The organism is Microbispora sp. H10830 (genome assembly GCF_014161375.1).
GTDB lineage: Bacteria > Actinomycetota > Actinomycetes > Streptosporangiales > Streptosporangiaceae > Microbispora > Microbispora catharanthi.
The window spans coordinates 128,359-150,544 of the sequence record NZ_JABBWX010000009.1 but is presented as its reverse complement, the minus strand read 5'-3'; the positions used below and the strand labels follow the sequence as shown (position 1 = coordinate 150,544).

16 protein-coding genes are annotated in these 22,186 nt (G+C 72.1%); 14 read left to right on the top strand and 2 right to left on the bottom strand.

The window, feature by feature from the left end; all coding sequences use genetic code 11:
• Positions 1-150: 150 nt before the first annotated feature.
• From HHX35_RS23140 to HHX35_RS23115, 6 genes are all read left to right on the top strand, one after another.
• Positions 151-1,911 carry a glycoside hydrolase family 15 protein gene (locus HHX35_RS23140; RefSeq protein ID WP_182900845.1) on the top strand — a complete coding sequence of 587 codons (1,761 nt, stop codon included), beginning with the start codon at positions 151-153 and terminating at the stop codon, positions 1,909-1,911.
• 200 nt (positions 1,912-2,111) lie between these two features.
• A complete protein-coding gene (locus tag HHX35_RS23135) occupies positions 2,112-2,486 on the top strand; it encodes an effector-associated constant component EACC1 (protein WP_182900844.1) in 375 nt (124 codons plus the stop codon).
• 115 nt (positions 2,487-2,601) lie between these two features.
• Positions 2,602-6,864: a caspase, EACC1-associated type gene (locus HHX35_RS23130; protein WP_182900843.1), complete on the top strand. Its 4,263-nt coding sequence runs from the start codon at positions 2,602-2,604 to the stop codon at positions 6,862-6,864.
• A 95-nt stretch (positions 6,865-6,959) separates the two neighbouring features.
• Complete coding sequence (locus tag HHX35_RS23125) at positions 6,960-9,566, top strand: glycosyl hydrolase 2 galactose-binding domain-containing protein (RefSeq protein WP_182900842.1); 2,607 nt, start codon at positions 6,960-6,962, stop codon at positions 9,564-9,566.
• A gap of 110 nt (positions 9,567-9,676) precedes the next feature.
• Positions 9,677-10,192, top strand: coding sequence for an FAD-dependent oxidoreductase (locus HHX35_RS23120; protein ID WP_182900841.1), 516 nt, complete (start codon positions 9,677-9,679; stop codon positions 10,190-10,192).
• Positions 10,193-10,404: 212 nt separating this feature from the next.
• The gene (locus HHX35_RS23115) at positions 10,405-10,653 is read left to right on the top strand and encodes a hypothetical protein (protein WP_182900840.1); all 249 of its coding nucleotides are present in this window, start codon (positions 10,405-10,407) and stop codon (positions 10,651-10,653) included.
• Between the two features lie 43 nt (positions 10,654-10,696).
• Here the strand turns inward: HHX35_RS23115 and HHX35_RS23110 are convergent, their stop codons facing one another.
• Complete coding sequence (locus HHX35_RS23110) at positions 10,697-11,164, bottom strand: SPW repeat protein (protein ID WP_139572398.1); 468 nt, start codon at positions 11,162-11,164, stop codon at positions 10,697-10,699.
• A gap of 226 nt (positions 11,165-11,390) precedes the next feature.
• Between HHX35_RS23110 and HHX35_RS23105 the strand changes: the two genes are divergently transcribed.
• The gene (locus HHX35_RS23105) at positions 11,391-12,308 is read left to right on the top strand and encodes a DMT family transporter (RefSeq protein WP_182900839.1); all 918 of its coding nucleotides are present in this window, start codon (positions 11,391-11,393) and stop codon (positions 12,306-12,308) included.
• Here HHX35_RS23105 and HHX35_RS23100 read toward each other — a convergent pair.
• Complete coding sequence (locus tag HHX35_RS23100; protein WP_182900838.1) at positions 12,220-13,413, bottom strand: MGDG synthase family glycosyltransferase; 1,194 nt, start codon at positions 13,411-13,413, stop codon at positions 12,220-12,222. The two genes, HHX35_RS23105 and HHX35_RS23100, sit on opposite strands and share 89 nt — an antisense overlap.
• A 47-nt stretch (positions 13,414-13,460) precedes the next feature.
• On the opposite strand from HHX35_RS23100, the gene HHX35_RS23095 reads away from it, so the two are divergent.
• The 7 genes from HHX35_RS23095 to hpnH all read left to right on the top strand — a co-directional run bounded on the left by HHX35_RS23095 (position 13,461) and on the right by hpnH (position 22,119).
• On the top strand, positions 13,461-14,243 hold the full coding sequence (locus tag HHX35_RS23095) for a polysaccharide deacetylase family protein (RefSeq protein WP_182900837.1): 783 nt from the start codon (positions 13,461-13,463) through the stop codon (positions 14,241-14,243).
• Between the two features lie 172 nt (positions 14,244-14,415).
• Positions 14,416-15,267: a squalene synthase HpnC gene (hpnC, locus tag HHX35_RS23090; RefSeq protein WP_182900836.1), complete on the top strand. Its 852-nt coding sequence runs from the start codon at positions 14,416-14,418 to the stop codon at positions 15,265-15,267.
• A complete protein-coding gene (locus tag HHX35_RS23085; protein WP_310739243.1) occupies positions 15,242-16,252 on the top strand; it encodes a squalene/phytoene synthase family protein in 1,011 nt (336 codons plus the stop codon). The genes hpnC and HHX35_RS23085 overlap by 26 nt, the downstream gene beginning before the upstream one ends.
• Positions 16,249-17,661, top strand: coding sequence for a hydroxysqualene dehydroxylase HpnE (hpnE, locus tag HHX35_RS23080; protein WP_182900835.1), 1,413 nt, complete (start codon positions 16,249-16,251; stop codon positions 17,659-17,661). The genes HHX35_RS23085 and hpnE overlap by 4 nt, the downstream gene beginning before the upstream one ends.
• Positions 17,658-19,580, top strand: coding sequence for a squalene--hopene cyclase (shc, locus tag HHX35_RS23075; RefSeq protein WP_310739242.1), 1,923 nt, complete (start codon positions 17,658-17,660; stop codon positions 19,578-19,580). Before hpnE ends, shc begins: the two co-directional genes overlap by 4 nt.
• Entirely contained in the window at positions 19,577-21,115 is a 1,539-nt protein-coding gene (gene ispH, locus HHX35_RS23070; protein WP_182900834.1) for a 4-hydroxy-3-methylbut-2-enyl diphosphate reductase, read from the top strand. Before shc ends, ispH begins: the two co-directional genes overlap by 4 nt.
• Positions 21,115-22,119 carry an adenosyl-hopene transferase HpnH gene (gene hpnH, locus HHX35_RS23065; RefSeq protein ID WP_182900833.1) on the top strand — a complete coding sequence of 335 codons (1,005 nt, stop codon included), beginning with the start codon at positions 21,115-21,117 and terminating at the stop codon, positions 22,117-22,119. Before ispH ends, hpnH begins: the two co-directional genes overlap by 1 nt.
• The last annotated feature ends 67 nt before the right edge of the window (positions 22,120-22,186 follow it).

The window sequence follows — 22,186 nt, the reverse complement described above, 5'->3', positions numbered from 1 at the left end:
CACACCGATCTCCATCGCCTTTCCGGGACCACGAGAATTTCTTTCAGCCGCACAACCGACGCCCGGTGCAGGGGGGTGGGCTGACTGTATGAAAAGGCTTTACAAGCTGCTCGGTGCTTTGACAATGCCGCACTGCTTAACCTGGCGGACATGCGGATCGAAGACTATGCCCTAGTAGGGGACATGCAGTCGGCGGCCCTCGTCGGACGGGACGGTTCGATAGACTGGCTCTGCCTGCCCCGCTTCGACTCTCCCGCCTGCTTCGCCCGTCTGCTGGGCGACGAGTCCAACGGTTTTTGGCGCCTGGCCGCCGTGGGACAGCACATGGCCTCCCGCCGATCGTATGTCGGAAACACGCTCATCCTGGAGACGATCTGGGAGACACCAACGGGAACGGCCAGAGTTCTCGATTTCATGCCACCACGGCACGCCAATCCCGATCTAGTACGAGTGGTCGAGGGCGTCTCGGGAACCGTCGAGATGACGACGGAGATCCGCATCCGCTTCGACTACGGTCACTTGGTCCCGTGGGTGCGCAGGGAGGGCGGCCACCCGCTCGCCATCGGCGGCCCGGACGCCGTCTGGATCCATACGCACACAGACGTTCCCTTCCAGGGCGGCGACTACCGGCATACGGCGACATTCACGGTCACCGCCGGAAGGCAGGTGCCGATCGTGCTCACCTGGCGCCCCTCTCATGAGGGGGAACCGGAGCACATCGACGCTCTGGACCAGCTTGAGCAGACCAGGCTGATGTGGGAGGAGTGGTCCTCCCGGTGCCAGTATCGCGGGCGCTGGCGCGACGCCGTGGTCCGTTCGCTGGTCACCCTCAAGGCGCTGACGTACAAGCCGACCGGTGGCATCGTCGCGGCGCCCACGACCTCGCTACCCGAGCACATCGGCGGCGAACGCAACTGGGACTACCGCTACTGCTGGCTGCGCGATGCGGCGATGACACTCGACGCGCTCCTGCGGGCCGGATACGTCGAGGAGGCCGACGCCTGGCAGACCTGGCTGCTGCGCGCCATCGCCGGCCGCCCCGAGGATATGCAGGTCCTGTACGGCGTGGCCGGCGAACGCCGGGTGCCGGAGATGACGCTCAAGTGGCTGTGCGGATACGAGGGGTCGCGGCCGGTCCGCATCGGCAACGACGCCACCGATCAGCTGCAGCTCGACATCTACGGTGAGGTCGTCGACACGCTTTACCATGCGCGCAAGCAGGGGATAACGCCCGACGGTCGGGCGTGGGCCATGGTCACCGAAATCATGGAGTTCTTCGAGAGCCACTGGACCCAGCCCGACGAAGGGCTCTGGGAGGTACGCGGCTCTCGCCGGCACTTCGTCTACTCCAAGGTCATGGCCTGGGTCGCGGCCGACCGCATGGTCCGCATCATCGAGGAGCTCGGCCAGCACGGCGAGGTCGAGCGCTGGCGTGCCCTGCGCGACCGCATCCACGCCGAGGTCTGCGACAAGGGCTACGACCCCGAACGCAACACCTTCACCCAGTCCTACGGCTCCCGCGAACTCGACGCCGCCCTCCTGCAGATCCCGATCCTCGGTTTCCTGCCCCCCGACGACCCCCGGGTGATCGGGACCGTAGAGGCCGTCGAACGCGAGCTCATGGTCGACGGCCTCGTCCTGCGCTACCCCGTCGCCGAGCAGAACCCGATCGACAACCTGCAAGGCGGCGAGGGCGCCTTCCTCGCCTGCAGCTTCTGGCTCGCTGAGGCACGCGCCCTGATCGGTCGCCACGACGACGCCGTCGAACTGTTCGAGCACCTCATCGGCTTGTCCAACGACGTCGGCCTGCTCGCGGAGGAGTACGACACCCGGTCCGGCCGCCAGGTCGGCAACTTTCCCCAGGCGTTCACCCACATTCACCTGATCCGCACCGCGCTGGCCCTGGGGTGATCCCGCCGCCCGCCGTCACAAATGCCGCGGTTGGAAAAGGAACGGCACTGGTTTCTTTCCCGGGACTGAACCGCGCCGGCTATTCACGAACGCGTGTCCGCGCCCTGAGCGTTTCCGTTGACGCTCTCCTGGAGGACTCTGAACAGATGTGAACTCTGGCAATGCTCCCGCGAGACCCGGGTCTTCCTAGCGTGGATTTCGTGGAAGACAACGCGCCGCTCCTCATACAGTCCGGGAATCCGGACCAACTCCGGGAGCTGTACGCCTGGCTGGCGGAAGAGCCCGACCTACGCGGCCGTGTACAGGTGGCCGAGCAGGAGCCGGCACCCGGGACGATGGGAGCGCCCGTGGCGGCGCTGGAGATCGTGCTCGCCGGCGGAAAGGCGATCGTCGCCGTGGCCTCGGCCGTCGTCGCATGGCTCCACACCCGTTCAGGTGAGGTGAGCATCAGGCTCAACCGCGGCGGGCAGGAGATCGAGGTCAGCGCGAAGGGGGTGAAGAACCTCGACTCCGATGGGGTCGTCGACCTGACGAGACGGGTCGCCGCGAACCTGGAGGCGCCGCATGGTGGATGATCGGCCCTGTGCCACCGGCACGAGCCCCCAACCCCCCGCTTTCCCTCTCATGCTCTCCGCGCCCGGAGCGAGAGTGCTCCTCGCGGGGACCGGCGTTCATGACCCTCCATCACGATTGCCGGGGATACCCGCCGTACCGGCCACTGTCCGCGATCTGGGCGATCGCCTGATCAAGCGGGCCGGGCTCGACCCGGCCGCGCTCACGCGCGTGGTCGATCCGCCCGATCCCCGGGCGCTCAGCGACGCCCTGGTGCGCACGGCGGCCGAAGCCACATCGGTCGTGATGTTCCATTACGTCGGTCACGGGCTGGTCAGCCCGCGCAACGAGCTGCACCTGGCCACTCGGGCCACGGCTGACCTCACCCGGGGCGTCCCCGCGTACCAGGCGTTGCCCTTCGCCGTCGTCCATGAGGTGCTCTCCCAGTGCCGGGCCGAACTCGTCGTCATCGTGCTTGACTGCTGCTTCGCCGGTCGCGCGCACGGCGTCGCGCATGACTCCGTGAGCGCGGTGTTCGACACGGCCTGGTCGGGGGCCTACCTGCTCACCTCCTCCAGTAGAGACGAGTCCTCATGGGCGTTACCCGGCGAGCGGTACACCGCGTTCAGCGGAGAACTGATTCGGTTGGTGGACGAGGGTGATCCGGCCGGTCCGCCGCTCCTCACGCTCGACCACGTCTACCGGAGCCTGGTCCACGCTCTCGCGGAGAAGGGATTTCCCCGGCCGCGTCGGCAGGCGACCGACCTCGGAGACCGTTCCCCATTCCTGGCGAATGCCGCCTATCGTACGCCCGCCGCGCCAGGGGCTCCGGAGCTGTCACCCGACGAGGAGGAGAGTCCCTACCGGGGCCTGGCCGTGTTCGGTCCCCAGGACGAGGACGTCTTCTTCGGCCGTGAAGAGCTGACGCGGACGCTCGTACGGCGGGTGGAGGCACGGCGCCGCAGAGGCGGCCCGCTGCTGGTTACCGGTCCGTCCGGCTCGGGCAAGTCGTCGGTGCTGCAGGCAGGCGTGATTCCCGCCCTACGGCGCGCGTCCGGCGACCTCTGCTGTTCGATCTTCACTCCGGGAGCCGACCCGTTGCGGGAGCTATCCCGGCGGGTCACCGCGCTGACCGACGGCGATCCGGACGACTTCAGGACAAAACTGGAAGCCGATCCATTCGCGCTGCGCCGCGCCCTGCAGGGCTGTCCCAGTCCGCCGCTCATCCTGGCCGACCAGTTCGAGGAGCTGTTCACCATCTGCGGGGACGAGACCCAGCGGCGCATCTTCGTCGAGGCTCTCACCGACGCCTGCCGCCCTGGCGACCGGCGGGAAGAGCCGCCCGCGACGGTCGTGATAGGCATCCGGGCCGACTTCTTCGGTTACTGCGCCGCCTATCCCGAACTACTTGAGGCGCTCAAACACCCTGAGATCGTCGGCCCGATGACCAAGGCTCAGCTCCGCGAGGTCATCGAGAGGCCGGCGGAACGCTACGGGCTGGTGTTGGAGGAAGGTCTGGCCGACCTGCTGCTGGAGGATCTGAGGGCGGACGACGTGTCCGGGCCGGGACTTGCGGGCGTGCTGCCCCTGCTCTCCCATGCCCTGCTGTCCACCTGGCAGCGCCGCAGCGGCCGTCTCCTCACCATGGCCGCCTACCGGGCGTCCGGCGGCATCTCCCGATCCCTGTCCCTGAGCGCCGACGAGACCCTGAGTCGTCTGGGACCGGACGCGCAAACGGTCGCTCATCAGTTGCTGTTACGGCTGGTCCACCTCGATGACAGGACCGACGACACCCGGCAGCGCGTCGCCCTGCGCAATCTGCTCGCCAGTCAGGAGCCGGTCGCGCGCGACGTGCTCGGCGCCTTCGTCCACGCCCGTCTCGTCACCGTGAGCGAGGACAGCGCCGAGCTCACCCACGAGACCCTCATTCACGCCTGGCCGCGCCTTCGTTCGTGGATCGACGCCGACCGGGCGAGCCTGCTCGTCCGCCAGCACCTGGTGGCGGACGCCGAAGCGTGGGACGAACACGGACGCGACCCCGCCTACCTCTACCCCGACAGCCGTCTCGCCGCGGCTCAGACCGCCGTATGCGACGCTCCGGACACGGAGCTGACCGGCCTGGAACAGAATTTTCTCGCTGCGTCGGCGCGCCGCGGCCGTAGGCGCAGGCGTACGGCGGCCGCGGTGATCGCCACGCTCACGGCCCTGCTCCTGGCGGCGGTCTCGACAGGCGTTCTCGCTGTGGTCAAGCAGACCGAGGCGGAGCGGCAGCGCAACGAGGCGGTCGCCCGCCAGTTGGTGGACACGGCGCAGAAAGCGAAGGACCGGAGCCTCGCCGCCTACCTCTCCCTCGCGGCGTACCACATAGCCGACCTGCCCGAGACCCGCGGCGCCGTCGTCGGCTCAAGGCGCTGGCCGATCAGCGGCAGGCTCCACGGCCACACGGGATCGGTGCTCGACGTCGCCTTCACTCCCGACGGCCGTACCCTCGCCTCCGTCTCGGTGGATCACACCCTTCGCCTGTGGGCGACAGGCGAAGGGCGCGCGAGGCAGGTGTTCCGGCATGTGGGCCGCGACGAGATGCGCGCCGCCGCGTTCAGCGCCGACGGCGGGACGCTTGCCGCGTCGTCCCGCGACGGCATGGTCACGCTCTGGAACTCGGCCGATCCACGCCACCCTCGCCTGGTCTCCTCGTTCCGCGCAAGTGCCCGGCCGTTGAACGAGATCGCCTTCAGCCCGCGGGGACGCCTGCTCGCGGTGTCCTCGGCGGACGGGACTGCGACGCTGTGGGAGGTGCGCGACCCGCGGCGTCCCCGGCTCGCCGGGGTTCTGCATGGCCATGCGGGCGAGGTGCGGGACGTCGCGTTCAGCCCGGACGGCAGGTGGCTCGCGACCGCATCCTTCGACCGCACCGTCCGCCTGTGGGACATCGCCGATCCCGGGTCGCCATGGCTGTTGTGGGAGTCGCAGAGGCGCGCGAAACCGCTGGAAGCCGTCGCATTCTCCCCTGACGGCGACGCGCTGGTCGTCGGCGGGCAGGCCAGCGAGGTGCTGAAATGGGATCCGCACAACCTGGCCAAGCCGCCGGTCCTCCTGCCGCTCGACGGCGAGACCCCCATTCACGATCTGGCATTCCGCCCCGGCAGCCGCACTCTGGTCGGCGCGTCGAACGACGATTTCGCCCACATCTGGGACGTCCCCCGTAAGGGCCGTCCACGGCAGACCTACAGCCTGCAGGGACACACCAACGGGTGCCAGGCGGTCGCCGTCGATCCGAAAAACGGCACGATAGCCACCGGATCGACGGACCGCACCGTACGGCTGTGGCACGTCGGCGCCCCCGGGTTCGTTCCCACGCTGCCGCCGGCGCCCACGCGCGACAGATCAGAAGTCAATCAGGTGGCCCTCAGCCCCGGCAGAGGCACACTGGCCAGTGTGTCGGCGGACAAGACCGTGCAACTGATCGACGTTCGAGATCCGCGGCATCCGCGTCCGCTTTCCGTGCGCACAGGTCACACAGCAGGCGTCACCAAGGCGCGCTTCAGCCCGGACGGTAATCTGCTGGCGACCGCCTCCGACGACGCAACCGTACGGCTGTGGGACGTCCGCGATCCGAGCCGGGCTTCGAGAGCCCTCGCCGTCGTCCGGCCCGGTGTGCTCAAGACGTGGGCGGTGGAGTTCAGCGCCGACAACCGGACGCTCGTCACCTCCTCCGAGGACATGACGGTGCAGCTCTGGGACGTCTCCGACGCCCGGTCGCCGCAGCCCCTTCTCACCCTGCCGAACTTGTCAGCGCCGGTACGCGACCTGGCGCGCAGCCCGGACGGGCTGCTCCTTGCCCTCGCCTCGAGCGACGGCAACGCCTACCTCTACGACATCGGCACACCGCGGCTGCCGGTCCGGATCGCCGTCCTCTCCGGCCACACCCAGAGACTGCAGGCGGTGACCTTCAGCCCCGACGGGCGCACGCTCGCGACGACCGCCACCGACGGCACCGCACGCCTGTGGGACGTGACCGATCCCCTCAGGCCGCGCCCGCTGGCCACGCTCCCCGAGCAGACGGAAGAAGTCGTCGCCGCGGCCTTCAGCCCCGACGGGCGGAGACTCACCACGGCCGGAGTCGGCCTGCTGCACCTGTGGGACGTCGCCGACAGGAGGCATCCGCGATCCAGGCTGCTTCTCGGCGGCAGCAGGCACCTGGGAGAGGGACTGTACGGCGTGGTGTTCCTCACTCCCAGCATGTTCGTGACCGCCGGGCAGCGCGGCGACGTCCAGGTGTGGGAGGACGACCTCGGCCAGGCGCTCAGCTACATCTGCCAGAGCACCGGGACCGCCGGGATAACCGAGGATGAGTGGCACCGGTACCTGCCGGGCAGGGAGTACGACCCGCGATGCCCGTGAGCGGCCGGGCCGCCGGTCGGCCCCGCTTGACGCCCGGCCCGGCCTCACACGCACACCGGCGATCGCCGTGGGCGGCCGGCCGCCTCCTGGGCACGATGATGATCACGCTACTGCTTCTGGCCTGCGGCTTCGCCGTCGTTCCCCGGCACTCGACGGCCATCGGCTCGCGGGATCTGACGACCGGGTGGTTTCTCAGACCCGCGGACGAGACACGGGACGGCGGCGCCGCCGTCTCCCGGACCGGCTACGACACGACGGGCTGGAAACCGGTCGCACTGCCGTCGACCGTGCTCGCCGCGCTGGTGGCGAACAATCTTTACAAGGACATCTATGTCGGAACCAATCTGCGGTCCGTCCCGGATCTGACCCGGCGGCGGTGGTGGTTCAGGGGCGAGTTCACCATTGCCGCCGCCGGAGGGAGGCATGTGCGATGGCTCCGGTTCAAGGGCATCAGCTACCGGGCGCAGATCTGGCTGAACGGCAGGCTGCTCGACCCCGGCGCCGCGGGCAGCATGGTCGTCCACGAGTACGACGTCTCCGGCCGGCTTAGGCCCGGAACCAACGCACTGGCCGTCCTGGTGACGCCCCCGCGGCACCACTGCGCGGACCTTTCCTTCTGCACCGTCGACTGGAACCCCGAGGCCCCCGACATGAACGCCGGCCTGTGGGGGAAGACCTCGATCATCACGAGCGGTCCCGTCGCGTTGCGCGAGCCGTACGTGAAGACGAAGCTGCCGCTGCCGAGAACGGACAGCGCGGACCTGACCGTCTACGTCGAAGCGGTCAACGCCACGAACAGGCCAGTGGACGCCACCGTGAGCGGAAGCGTCACCAAGCCGGGCCGTCCGGCAGTCATCTTCAGCCGGAACCTTAGGCTGAAGCCCGGTGAGCGGCGCGAGATCGCGTTCACGCCCGAGACGCACCCAGCGCTGCACCTCACCGATCCCGCTCTCTGGTGGCCGCATCGGTTCGGCTCCCCGGAGCTGTATCGGCTCACCATGTCGGCGCACACCGGCACAGCCCTCTCGGACATCGCAGCCATCCATTTCGGCATCCGGCAGTTCACTGCGTACCGGACCGTCGTGAACGGCACCTCGTTCGTCGGCTACCGAGTCAACGGACGCAATCTGCTCTTCCGGGGCGGCGGATACACCTGGGACCTGCTCCAGCGGTGGGACACCCGCACCAACGCCACCCATATCAGGTATGCCAAGGAGATGGGGCTGAACATGATCCGCCTCGAAGGCACGCTCGGCAACGAGGAGCTGTACGACCTGGCGGACCGTTCCGGCATCCTGATCATGGCCGGCTTCGCGTGCTGCAGCGCCTGGGAGAACGACCGCGGCTGGTCCGCCGAGCAGGAGCACATCGCGCTCGCCTCCCTGAACAGCCAGATGCGCGCCCTGCGAACGCACCCGAGCGCCTTCGTCTGGGCCTACGGCAGCGACAAGCCCGTGAGTGCGGCTCATCTGGCGGCCTACAAGAAGATCGCCCATCACCTCCACTGGCCGAACCCCACCCTCGACAATGTCGCCACCTGGTCCAACCCGCAGGCGGGCGTCAAGATGGACGGCCCCTATCAGTGGGAGCCGCCCGTCCTCTGGTGGGACGAGACCAGGGCGGGCGGCGCGTCCGGCACGACCGCCGAGGCCGGAACCGAGGTGCCGCCGCCCCTTGAGAGCCTGCGGCGGTTCATCCCACCCCGAGATCTATGGCCGATCGGTAGCGTCTGGAACTACCACGCGGGCAGGCCGGGCAGCCCCTTCGCGAGCATCGCCCCCTTCACCCTTGCTGTGATGCGCCGGTACGGCGAGGTCACCGATGCGCCCGGCTACGCGAGAAAGGCGGAGCTGCAGGCCTACGAAACCATCCGATCGTTCTTCGAGGCCTGGAACGCGCATCAGCACGTCAAGACCTTCGGGACGGTCTTCTGGATGCTCGACAGCGCATGGCCGTCGATGCGATGGAGCCTGTACGACTACTACTTCAAACCCGGCGGCGGCTACTTCGGCGCGAAGAAGGCCAACGAACCGGTGCACATCATGTACGACTACGTCACGCGTGACGTGTACGTCGCCAACTCCACCCTGTCGGCACGACGTGGCCTGTCCGCCACGGTCACCGTCTACGGCGTTCCGAATCTGACCACAAGGTACGAGACAAGGGTCACACTGGACGTCCCGGCGAACGCCTCCACACGGTTGACGACGATCCCGGCTCTCACCGGACTGCCGACCACCTATCTCATCAGGCTGCGACTCCACGACGTGCACGGGTGCGTCGTGAGCAGAAATCTGTACTGGTACTCGGCTTCACCGGACGTGCTCAGCCCCGGAAGCGACTACAAAGGAACACCCGCGGCCGCGTATGCCGATCTCAGCGGCCTGAACCGGCTGCCCGTCAACTCTCATCTGAGCGCCGCCGCCTCGCGAGCCCGGCACGGTGGCCGAGAGACGGTCACCATCATCCTGACCAACGCGAGCGCGACGGACATCGCCTTCTTCGTGCGGGCCGAACTCACCGCCGGCAACAGTGCCACCGAGATCTTGCCTGTCTTCTACAGCGACAACTACGTGTCGCTGTGGCCCGGCGAACGCACCATCATCACGGCCTCCTATCACGACCACGATCTACGCGGCCGACCCCTTCGTCTCCGGCTTGGCGGCCACAACGTTCCCGTCACATCGACCCCGATACCGTGAGGACGGCACGGCGGCCCTCGTCGATCATGGGTGGTGGACGCATTTCCTGTGCTGCGGATCGTCCAATCGTCCGGTTGACACAGTGTCACGATTGTCCGCTTTTTGTGGCCATGAGTGAGGCTGGCGACCCGCCGCGCGTCGTGGACATGCTCGTCAGCGGTGCCGAACACCCGGACGAACGGGGGTCGAGAAACGTGCGGTGCACGGCAGTCACAGCAGGCGCCTGGGGACTGTCCGCCGCAGCCGAGCTGTCCGCGCGGGGCCACCGGGTCACGCTGGTGGAGCGCCACGGGATAGGCAACGCGCTGTCCTCCTCCCGTGGGCCGACGCGGTTGTGGCGGCTGGCCGTTCCGGACCCGCTGAAGATCCGGCTGTCCCTGCGTGCCCGGGACGCCATGCGGCGGCTGGAGCGCGTCACGGCGGCGACGCTGCACCTGCGCTGGGGGCTGCTGTGGCGGGACACGGAGTCGCCGGCCCGTCTGGCGTCCGCGCTGCGCGCGGCGGGCGTGCCCTACACCGAGGGGAGGCGGCCGACGTCGGCCGGTTCTTCCCGGGTCTGGCGGGCGACGGCCGCGACGCGGTGTTCCAGGCCGATGCCGGAGTGGTGCTCGCCGAGGCATACCTGACCGCTCAGGCGGAGCGGTTCCGGGCGAGCGGCGGACGCCTGCTCCCGGGAGAGGTGGTCGCCGCGGACGCCTGGGCTGGACGCGCCGCTGCGGCCGCTCAAGCCAGGGGACGACGACCGCAGCACTCCGGACCCGGGGCGGACGGCCGAACTGACCCGCCGTGTCGCGGCCATGTTCCCGGGAGTGACGCCGAGGGTCGTGGACGAGCAGGTGTGCAGCTGGACGACTCACCCGACGGCCGGTTCGCCATCGACAGGGTCGGCCGCGCGACGGTGCTGGCCTGCGGCGACAGCGGCGAGGGCTTAAAGTACGCCGCGCTCGTCGGCGACGTACTCGCCGACCTGGCGGAGGGCCGACCACCGGACGACGACATCTCGACCCTCTCATTCGCGCGCCTGCGCGCGATCGCGGACGACCCCGGCCGGGCGCCGACCGCCCTCGGGACCGGTCCCGCGGAGTGAAGCGGCGCCCGGCCCACCGCAAGGCGGGCCGGGCGCCGGTTCGTCACCAGTTGCCGAGCCTGCGCGCGCTTCGCTCGCCCCGCTCGTGCCGGCGGAACACCTGCGCCATCGCCAGTGCGGCGGCTCCCAGCGCCACGGTCACGATGCCGATCGCGACGTTGTTCCAAATGGTCGTCGCCGTGGCCTCACGTCCCGCGCGCAGCACAAACGGCGAGACGATCGCCCACACGCCGAGCAGCGGGAGAAGCCACCCCATGCCGTAGGTGCGCCCGTACGCGGACGCGAGCCCTAGAGCGAGGGCGCTGATCACGAGGCCGGTGATCAGGTTGTTGACGGTCATGCCCCGGAATCCGAAGAACCCGACGATCCACGGCGAGAGGGCCAGATACAGGCCGGCCAGGAAGGCTAGCCCCTCCAACACCTGGGCGGGGGCCGTCGAGCCCGCCCGATCGTACGTCTGGCGCAGTTCACTGACGTCGGGATGACGCTCGAGGCCGGTGGGTCCAACCATGTCTGGTTCCGCCTTTCCTGCTGCGTGCGTTTGTGCCGACCGCCATACCCCCCGAAATCTCGACATTCTCGATTTTGATTAATATTCGCGTATTTATTCAGCAATTGCCGGATAAATGCTTTCGAGCGTCCGAGGCGACATGCGGCGGGCATGGCCGGGGAGGGTACCGGTAGGGCCTCATTCGGAGGCCCCGCAACGAGAAGGCCGGAGACGGGGCGCTGGGGTCATGATCGCTGTTGTCCTGGCGGTGCTCGCCGCGGCGGCCAACGCCGTCGCGTCCGTACTGCAGCGCCAGGCCGCCCGCAGCGCCCCGGCCGACGAGGCGTTCCGGCCCGGCCTGATCTGGGACCTCTTACGACGGCCGGCCTGGCTGGGCGGCATCGGCGCGCTCATCGCGGGCTTCCTGCTGCAGGCGGCCGCCCTGACGTCCGGAGGGCTCGCGCTCGTCCAGCCCCTGCTCGTCGCGGAACTGCCGTTCACGATGCTCGTGGCGGGCTGGATGTTCCGGGTTCGCGTCACCCCTCAGACGTGGCTGGCCGTCGGCGCGCTGACTGCCGGCCTGGCCGGGTTCCTCGCGGCGGCGTCACCCACCCCAGGCCACCGGCTTCCCGGCCTGCTGACCTGGGTGGTCTCGGCGGCCGTGACCGCCGGGCTCCTCGCCTGCTGCGTGGCCTTCGCGATCGCCACCGGCGGACCCGCCCGCGCGGTGCTGCTCGGGGTCGCCGCCGGCCTCGGCTTCGCCTACACCGCCGTCCTCATGAAGCGCACGGTGGAGGAGCTGCCGGGGGGCGCGCGGACGCTCGCCGGCTCCTGGTCTCTGTGGGCCATGGTGGCCGCCGGTCTGTGCAGCCTGTTCCTGCTGCAGAACGCCCTGCACAGCGGTCCGCTCGTCGCCGTGCAGCCCGCGCTGACCGTGACCGACCCCGTGGCGAGCACGGCGTACGGCGTGGCGATGTTCGGCGAGGACATCCGCACCGGCCCGTGGGTGCTGCCCGAACTGACGGGCATGGCCCTCATCCTGTACGGCAGCGTGCTGCTGTCGAGATACGCACCGCTCAGGGAGCAGGCTCGCATGGCCGGGGCACGGCGTGACCCGGGAGCAGAAGGTCGGGGAGGAGAAGGGACTCGGCCGGCGCCGATGTGAACAGGGCGGCCGCCCGCGCGGTGAGCGCGGCCCGCCCGGGCAGCCCGGGTTCGAGCCGGTCGAGTGCCCGCAGCAGATCCGCGCGGCGGCGCGCGTGCACGCTCACCCCGGCGCGCGCCATCGCGAGCACCCCGTCCCTGCCGTGCCCCGCGATGGGCCGGTAGGTGACGACCGGCACCCCCGCCGCGAACGCCTCCCTGCAGGTCAGCCCGCCCGCGTTGTCGACCAGCGCGTAGGCGGAGGCGAGCAGGTCCGCCAGGTCGTCCCGCCAGCCGAGAGCCGCCCCCGCTCCGGCGCGGCCGAGCAGGCGCCCGAGACGGCGGCGCAGCCGCTCGTTGCGCCCGCACAGCACGACGGGCGCGTACCGGCCCGAGCGGGCCAGGAGCCGGGCGGTCTCCGCGACCCGGCCGACCCCCCAGGACCCGGCGCAGACGAGCACGATCCGGTCGCCGTCCCGCAGGCCGATGCGGGCCCGGACCTCCGCCGCATCGGCACCTCGACCTCGCGTCACATCGGCACGGCCGGTCACATCGGCACCGTCCGTCACATGGGCACCGGGCGCCCCGAACCCGGGGCGGACGATCGGTGCGCAGCGGAAGGCCGGGCGGCCGACGGCGGCCGTCACGGCGAGGGCGGTGGCCGTGTCCGGGCACAGGTAGCGGTCGTTGCCGGGGTGCAGCCAGAGGCGGTGCACGGCGAAGTCGGTCAGCACGACCGCGCTCGGCACGGCGAGCCGCCCCCGCGCCCGCAGGTGCCCGGCGGCCTGCGCGGCCACGTGGAAGACCGGCACCACCAGGGAGGGCCGGACACGGCGCACCGCCCGGGCCAGCCCGGCCGCGGCCACGACCGTCAGCGGCGAGGTGGAGGGGGCCCGGCGGGAGACGAAGAAGACGCGGTAGACCAGCGCGTACAGCCACGGCGCCCGCAGCATGACCCCGCGATACCACCACCGAAGGAGCGCGCCCAGTCGCAGCGGCAGCAGGGCGAGCACGTCCACGACCTCCGCACGCGCACCTGAGGCGGCCAGGCGGCGGGCCAGTTCGGCGGCCACGGCGTCGTGGCCCGCTCCCATCGAGGCGCTGACGATCAAAGCCCGGTCCCTCATGACCCTCCTTCCCGGGTGGGGGGCGGCGTGGCGGACACTGGAATGCGATGAGACCTCACGCGCTCGTCGTCGCCGGACCGGCCCTGCTGGCCGCCCTGGTGCATGCCGGGCCGGGGGCCACCTGGCTGCCTCCGGTCCGCCGCCTGCTGCCGTCCCTCGCGGGCGAGGGCGATCCCGGGCACGTGGCGCTGACCTTCGACGACGGGCCCGACCCGCGGTCGACCCCGCTCTTCCTCGACGAACTGGACCGGCTCGGGTGCCGGGCGACCTTCTTCCTCCTCGGCGAGATGCTCGACCGCCACCCCGGGGTCGGGCGGAGCATCGCGCGGGCCGGTCACGAGGTCGCCGTGCACGGCTGGCGGCACGACAACGCCCTGGTCACCCGGCCGGGCAGGGTCGCGGCGGAGATGGGCAGGGCCGCGCGCCTCGTCGCCGCCGTCACCGGCGCACGCCCCTCGTGGTATCGCCCGCCGTACGGCGTGCTGAGCGCCGAGGCGCTGCTCGCGGCCCGGTGGCACGGCCTGCGGCCGGTGCTGTGGACGGCCTGGGGCGAGGACTGGACGGAACAGGCCACGCCCGGCTCGGTGCTGCGCACCCTGGAGCCCGGCCTGCGCGGCGGGGCGACGCTGCTGCTGCACGACTGCGACCACACCTCCGCCCCGGATTCCTGGCGCTCGGCGCTGGGCGCGCTCGCCGGCGTGGTCGGCCGCTGCCGCGCCGCCGGGCTCCGTGTCGGACCGCTCGGCGCCCACGGCGTCGGTGTACCCGGTGGCGTGCGGCCCCATCGGCTCCCGGTCCCGGCAAGCTTTTACCTGCGACCGGAAACATAAAAACCCGGGAAAAGGGCCACTCGCTCTCGACGTCATTCTCGACCACCTTTTTGCCGTTTTTTCCTAGCATTACCCGGCCGCGTACGCCGGTTTTCCCGCGGGGTTGCCCGTGTAAAAGCGCCTGCCGTGTCTGTCGGGTTTTGTGGTGAATTGCGGTGGAGATTCTTCAGGCATGTCCGCAGCGGACGTACGCGACGCCGCGCGCCGGGAGAACTTCCCGGTGGCCTCCCGCCTGCTTCCGCGCGCGTACCGCCGCGACCTGATGGCGGTGTACGGCTTCGCCCGCTACGTGGACGACGTCGGCGACGAGGCGGACCCGGCCGAGCGGCCCGCCCTGCTCGACGTGGTGGAGGCCGACCTCGGCCGCCTGTACGCCGGGGGGAGCCCGCGACTGCCCGCCGTACGCGCGCTGGGGCCGCTGGTCGCCGGGCGGGGCGTGCCGCGGACGCCCTTCCTCCACCTCGTGGAGGCCAACCGGCGCGACCAGGTGGTGCGGCGCTACGACACCTTCGGGCAGTTGCTGGGCTACTGCGAGCTGTCCGCCAACCCGGTCGGCCGGATCGTCCTGCACGTCTTCGGCGTGGCCACCCCGGAGCGGGCGCGGCTGTCGGACCGCATCTGCTCGGCGCTGCAGGTGATCGAGCACTGTCAGGACGTGGGCGAGGACCACGCGCGCGGCCGTGTCTACCTCCCCGCCGAGGACCTGCGCAGGTTCGGCTGCCGCGAGTCCGACCTGGACGCCCCGCGCACCTCCCCGCGGCTGCGCCGGGCCGTCGCGCTGCAGGCCCGCCGCGCCGCCACCCTGCTGGACGAGGGAATGCCGCTGCTGGAGACGCTGAGCGGGTTCGCGCGTACCGCGGTCGCCGGATACGTCGCGGGCGGCCGGGCGGCGCTCGCGGCGCTGGAGCGAGGCCGGCACGACGTCCTCGGCGGGGCGGTCCGCGCGCGCCGCCGCGCGGTGCTGAGCGAGTGGGTGCGCGTGCTGAAGGAGGTGAACGGTGACGGTTCCCGGCGCGATTCCTGATCCCGTTCCCGATCGCCCGCCCGGCCCCGCCCCGCGTCGCGTGGGCGACGACCCGCCCGGCCCCGCGCTGCGCCCCGTCACGCCCGTATCAGTGCCGGTGTCCGTGCCGGTGCCTGTGGCCTACCGGTACTGCGAGCGCGTCGTCCGCACCCGGGCCCGCAACTTCGCCTACGGCATCCGCCTGCTCGCCCCGCCCAAGCGCCGCGCGCTCAGCGCCCTCTATGCCTTCGCCCGGCGGATCGACGACATCGGCGACGCGGCCGGGCCGGTGGACGCGCGGCTGTCGGCCCTGGAGGAGGCGCGGACGGGACTGCGCGCACCGCGGCCCGATCCCGCCGACCCCGTCCTCGTGGCCCTGCGCGACACCGCCGCGCGTTTCCCCGTCCCGCTGGAGGCGTTCGAGGAGCTCATCGACGGGTGCGCCGACGACGTCGCGGGCGCGCGCTACCAGTCCTACGAGGACCTGGTCGGCTACTGCCGGGAGGTCGCCGGGTCGATCGGGCGGCTGTCCCTCGGCGTGTTCGGCCTCGCCCACGGGGCGGCACGCGGCGACGGGGCGCTGCGGCGGGCGGCGCGGCTCGCGGACTCCCTGGGGGTGGCGCTCCAGCTCACCAACGTGCTCAGGGATCTACGCGAGGACCGGTGCGCGGGCCGCGTGTACCTGCCCGCCGACGACCTGCGCAGGTTCGGCTGCACGCTCGATCTGGACGCGTCGGGGGCGTTCACCGACCCGCCCGAGCGGCTGGCGCGGCTCATCCGGTATGAGGCCGGGCGGGCGCTCGGCTGGTACGCCGAGGGGATGAGCCTGATCCCGCTGCTCGACCGGCGCAGCGCGGCCTGCACCGCGGCGATGGCGGGCATCTACCGGCGCCTGCTCGCCCGCATCGCCGCCGACCCCGGCCGGGCGCTGGCGGGGCGCGTGTCGCTCACGCCGTGGGCGAAGGCGATGGTGGCGGCGCGCGCGATCACGGGAGCGGCCAAATGAACGGCCAAATGAACGGCACGGTGAACGGCCCGATGAGCGGCATGGGGAGCGCCGGGGAGGGCGCGACGGTCCCGCCCGTGGCCGTGGTGGGCGGCGGCCTCGCCGGCATCACCGCGGCCCTCGCGCTCGCGGAGGCAGGGTGGCCGGTGACCCTGTACGAGGCGAGACCCCGGCTCGGCGGCGCCACCCACTCCTTCGCCCGGGGCGGTCTGACGGCCGACAACGGGCAGCACGTCTTCCTGCGCTGCTGCACGGCCTACCGCGGGCTGCTGGACCGGCTCGGCGGCGCCGGGCGGGTACGCCTGCAGGAGCGCTTCGACGTGTGCGTGCTCACCCCGCACGGGGGGCGGGGACGGCTGCGCCGGGCCGCGCTGCCGGGGCCTTTCCACCTGCTGCCCGCGCTCGCGGGCTACCGCCTGCTGTCCCCCGCCGACCGGCTGCGCGCGGTGCGCGGCGCGCTCGCGCTGCGCGGGCTCGACCCGGCGGAGCCCGCCCTCGACCAGGCCGCGCTCGGCGGCTGGCTGGCCGAGAACGGCCAGCGGGAGACCGTGCGGCGGGCGCTGTGGGACCTGTTCGCGGTGGCCGCGCTCAACATCCCGTCCGACGAGGCGGCGCTGGGGCCGGCGGCCATGGTCTTCAGGACGGCCCTGCTCGGCCGTGCAGGCGCCGCCGACATCGGCGTGCCGTCCGTCCCGCTGGGCGAACTGCACGGCGGCGCCGCGCTCTCCGCGATCGCCGGGCTGGGCGGCGAGGTGCGGCTGGCGGCGAAGGTCGACCGGGTGCTGCCGTGCCTGCCGGGCCTGAGCGGACCTTCGATCCTCGTGGGCGGTGCGCGGGTCGGCGCGTCGGCCGTCGTCGTCGCCACCCCGCACGGCCAGGCCGCGCGGCTCGTGCCGGCGGAGGCCGCGCCGGACCGGGACGCCTGGGCGGGCCTCGGGGCGAGCCCGATCGTCAACGTGCACGTCGTCTACGACCGGCCCGTCACCCGGCTGCCGTTCGCCGCCGTCGTCGGCTCGCCGGTGCAGTGGATCTTCGACAGGACCGCCTCGGGCGGGCTCACCCGGGGCCAGTACCTGACGGTCTCGGTGTCGGCGGCGCGGCGCTGGATCGACGTGCCCACGGCCGTGATGCGGGAGGTGTTCCTGCCCGAGCTGGAGCGGCTCCTTCCGGCCGCGCGGGCGGCGCGGGTCGTGGACCTGTTCATCACCAGGGAGCGGCGGGCGACCTTCCGGCAGGTCCCGGGCAGCGGGGGGTTGCGCCCCGGCGCAGCCACCCGGTGGCCCGGGCTGTTCCTCGCCGGCGCGTGGACCGACACGGGCTGGCCCGACACGATGGAGGGAGCCGTGCGCAGCGGACTCCAGGCAGCCCGCCTCGCCAGGCGGCATCTCGAACGGGAGCAGGCGCGGTGACCGGCATCACCACCGGCATCACCACCGGGGTCGCCACCAGCGCCGCCCGCGCCGCGACCGCCCTGAAGGCGGCCCGCGACCACCTGCTCGGGCTGCAGGCGCCCGAGGGGTGGTGGAAGGGCGAGTTGCAGACCAACGTGACCATGGACGCCGAGGACCTCCTGCTGCGCGAGTTCCTGGGCGTGCGCACCGACGCGGAGACCGCCGAGACCGCCCGGTGGATCAGGTCCCAGCAGCGCTCGGACGGTACGCATTCCGGCACGTGGGCCAACTTCCACGACGGGCCCGCCGACCTGTCCACCACCGTCGAGGCGTACGCCGCGCTGCGGCTCGCGGGCGACCCGCCCTCCGCTCCGCACATGCGCGCCGCGGCGGCGTACGTACGCGGGGCCGGCGGCATCGAGTCGGCCCGGGTCTTCACCCGGATCTGGCTCGCCCTGTTCGGTCAGTGGCGGTGGGAGGACCTGCCGGTCATCCCACCGGAGATCATGTTCCTGCCGCCCTGGTGCCCGCTGAACGTCTACGACTGGGCCTGCTGGGCGCGGCAGACGATCGTCCCGCTCACGATCGTGACCGCGCACCGGCCGGTCCGGCGCCTGCCGTTCGGCCTGCCGGAACTGCGCACCGGAAGGCCCGCGCGGCGGGCGCCGCGCACCGGCTGGGACGCGGCGTTCGCGGCCCTCGACCGCGCCCTGCACCGCTACGAACGGCGCCCGGTCGCCGGGCTGCGCCGCGCCGCGCTGAGGCGGGCCGCCGAGTGGGTCGTGGCCCGGCAGGAGGCCGACGGCTCGTGGGGCGGCATCCAGCCGCCCTGGGTCTACTCGCTGATCGCGTTGCACCTGAGCGGGTACGACATCGGCCACCCCGTCATGCGCGCCGGCCTGGCCGGGCTGGACAGGTTCACCATCAGGGAGGACGGCACGCGCAGGCTGGAGGCGTGCCAGTCGCCGGTCTGGGACACCGCGCTCGCGGTGACCGCCCTCCTGGACGCCGGCCTGCCCCGCGACCATCCCGCGCTGGCCCGGGCGGGTGAGTGGCTGCTGCGCGAGGAGATCCGGGGACCGGGCGACTGGATGGTGCGGCGCCCCGGTCTCGCGCCGGGCGGCTGGGCGTTCGAGTTCGACAACGACGGCTATCCCGACGTCGACGACACGGCCGAGGTGATCCTCGCGCTGCGCCGGTGGGGCAGGCCCGACGCCCGGCCCGCCGTCGAGCGGGGGCTGCGCTGGATGGCCGGAATGGCCTCCCGCGACGGCGGCTTCGCCGCCTTCGACGCCGACAACACCCGCGAGCTGTGCCTGCGGCTGCCGTTCTGCGACTTCGGCGCGGTCATCGACCCGCCGTCGGCCGACGTGACCGCGCACGTGGTCGAGGCGCTCGCGGCCGAGGGCATGGCCCGCTCCCCCGTCGTACGGCGGGGCGTGGTGTGGCTGCTGCGGGCGCAGGAGGCCGACGGCTCGTGGTTCGGCCGGTGGGGGGCCAACCATGTGTACGGCACCGGGGCCGTGCTGCCCGCCCTCGCGGCGGCCGGGGTGCGGCCGGGAGCCCCCTGCGTACGGCGGGCCGTGGCGTGGCTGGAGGCGCACCAGCATCCCTGCGGCGGCTGGGGCGAGGACATGCGTTCCTACCGCGACCCCGCCTGGATCGGACGGGGCGAGCCGACCGCCTCACAGACGGCCTGGGCCCTCATCGGCCTGCTCGCGGCCGGGGAGCGAGGCCCGTCCGTGGACAGGGGGGTGGCCTGGCTGGCCGACAGCCAGCGTCCCGACGGCACCTGGGACGAGCCGCACTACACCGGGACGGGCTTCCCCGGCGACTTCTTCATCAACTACCACCTCTACCGCCTCGTCTTCCCGGTCAGCGCGCTCGGCCGCTACCTGCGCCTGCACGAGACGGCCGGACCGGAGGCGACGCCATGACCGAACTGATCGTGTGCACCGCGCTGGGAATGGAGGCCCGGGCCGTCGCCCGGGGGCTGCGGCCTCGGCCGGATCTCGGGAGCGACCATCCGCGTGTCCGGGTCGTGCGGATCGGGATGGGGCCCGAGCGGGCGGCGCGCGCGGCGGCCCTGCTCCCGCCCGCCGCCGCCCTCGCCGTCACCGGCTTCGGCGGAGCCCTCCACGACGGGCTGCGCCCGGGGGACGTGCTCGTCGCCACCGAGGTCCGCTCCGGCGACCGGGTCTGGCCGTGCCCGTCGGCCCCGCTGCTCGCCGGAGAACTCGTCCGCGCCGGACTGCCCGCCCGCACCGGCCCGCTCGTCACCTCCCCTCGCATCGTCACGGGCCGCGCCCGTCACGCGCTGGCCCGCGAGGGCGCGTACGCCGTCGACATGGAGAGCGCCCCGCTGGCCGCCGCCGCGGGGGCTCGGCCGTTCGCGGCCGTGCGGGTCATCGTGGACACCCCCGACGCCCCTCTGCTGAACCTCGCCACGATGGGCGGAGCGGTCGCCGCGCGGCGCACGCTCGCCCGGATCGGCCCGGTGCTGGCGCGGTGGGCGGCGGCCACGGGCCCGCGGCGGGTGCTGCTGGCCTCGCCCCGCTCGTTCTGCGCCGGGGTCGAACGGGCCATCGAGATCGTGGAGCGCGCGCTGGACCGGTTCGGCGCGCCCGTGTACGTGCGCAAGCAGATCGTGCACAACATCCACGTCGTACGCGACCTGGAGCGGCTCGGCGCGGTGTTCGTCGACGACCTGGCCGAGGTGCCGGAGGGCGCGATCACCGTGTTCTCCGCGCACGGGGTCTCGCCCGACGTACGGGAGGAGGCGGCGCGGCGCGGGCTGCGCGTCGTCGACGCGACGTGCCCGCTGGTCGCGAAGGTCCACGCGGAGGCCCGCAGGTTCGCCGCCCGGGGCGACCTCGTCGTGCTGATAGGCCACGCCGGGCACGAGGAGGTCGAGGGCGTGCTCGGGGAGGTGCCCGGCGCGGGCGTGCTGGTCGAGGACGAGGCCGGGGTGGCCGACGCGGCGGCGAACGTGCCGCGGGGGCGCGGGGTCGCCTACCTGACCCAGACCACGCTGGCGGCCGACGAGGCCGGGCGGGTCGCGGCGGCGATACGGCGGCGCTTCCCGGACGCCGAGGGCCCGCGCGGCGACGACATCTGTTATGCGACGACCAACCGGCAGCACGCGGTGCGGGCCGTCGCCGCGGAGGCCGACCTGGTGCTGGTCGTCGGCTCGGCCAACTCCTCCAACGCCCTGCGCCTCGCCGAGGTCGCCGCGCGCTCCGGTCACGATGGGGCGCCGCTCGCCCGCCTGGTCGACGGCCCCGGCGACGTCGCGCTCGACTGGCTGCGCGGCGCGCGCACGGTCGGGCTGACCGCCGGGGCGTCCACCCCCGGCGCGATGGTGGACGCCGTCGTGGCCGCCCTCGGCGGGCTCGGCCCGCTGGAGGTGGAGGAACGTCGGGTGACCGAGGAGAACGTCGAGTTCACGTTGCCGAAGGAGGTGCGGCCCTGATGCCGATGCCCGTACGCCAGAGTCTGCGCGTCGGCGCGTACATCCTGGCCCAGCGGCTGCGGCGGCGGGAGAGGTTCCCGCTGCTGGTCGAGCTTGAGCCGTTGTTCGCGTGCAACCTGAAATGCGCGGGCTGCGGGAAGATCCAGCACCCGGCCGGCGTGCTGAGGCAGCGCATGCCGGTCGAGCAGGCGGTGGCCGCCGTCGAGGAGTGCGGCGCCCCGATGGTGTCGATCGCCGGCGGGGAACCGCTCATGCACCCCCAGATCGGGGAGATGGTCGAGGAGCTGGTGGCGCGCAGGAAGTACGTCTTCCTGTGCACCAACGCGCTGCTGATCCCGCGCAAGATCGACCGGTTCACGCCCTCGCCGTACTTCGCCTGGGCGGTCCACATCGACGGCCTGCGCGAGCGGCACGACGCGTCGGTGTGCAAGGAGGGCGTGTTCGACGAGGCGGTCGCGGCGGTGCGCGAGTGCCGGCGGCGCGGCTTCCGCGTCACCACCAACACCACGTTCTTCGCCGGGGACAGCCCGCGCACCGTGATCGAGGTGCTCGACTTCCTCAACGACGACCTGTGCGTCGACCAGATGATGATCTCGCCGGGGTACGCGTACGAGAAGGCGCCCGACCAGGACTGCTTCCTGGGGGTGCGGCAGACGCGGGAGCTGTTCCGCGCCGCGTTCGCGGGCGGCAACCGCAAACGCTGGCGGTTCAACCACTCGCCGCTGTTCCTCGACTTCCTGGAGGGGAAGACCGACTTCCCCTGCACGGCCTGGGCGATCCCGTCCTACTCGGTGTTCGGCTGGCAGCGGCCCTGCTATCTGATGGCCGACGAGTACGCCGCGACCTACCGGGAGCTGGTCGAGGAGACCGACTGGAGCGCCTACGGCCGGGGACGGGACCCGCGCTGCGCCAACTGCATGGCGCACTGCGGCTACGAGCCGACGGCGGTCTTCGCCACCCTCGGCTCGCTGCGCGAGTCCCTGCGCGCGCTCCGCGGCACCTGATCGGTTCGGATCAGCCCGCGGCGACGATGTTCCACTGCTGGTTGGTGCTGCCGCTGTGCTGGGCCAG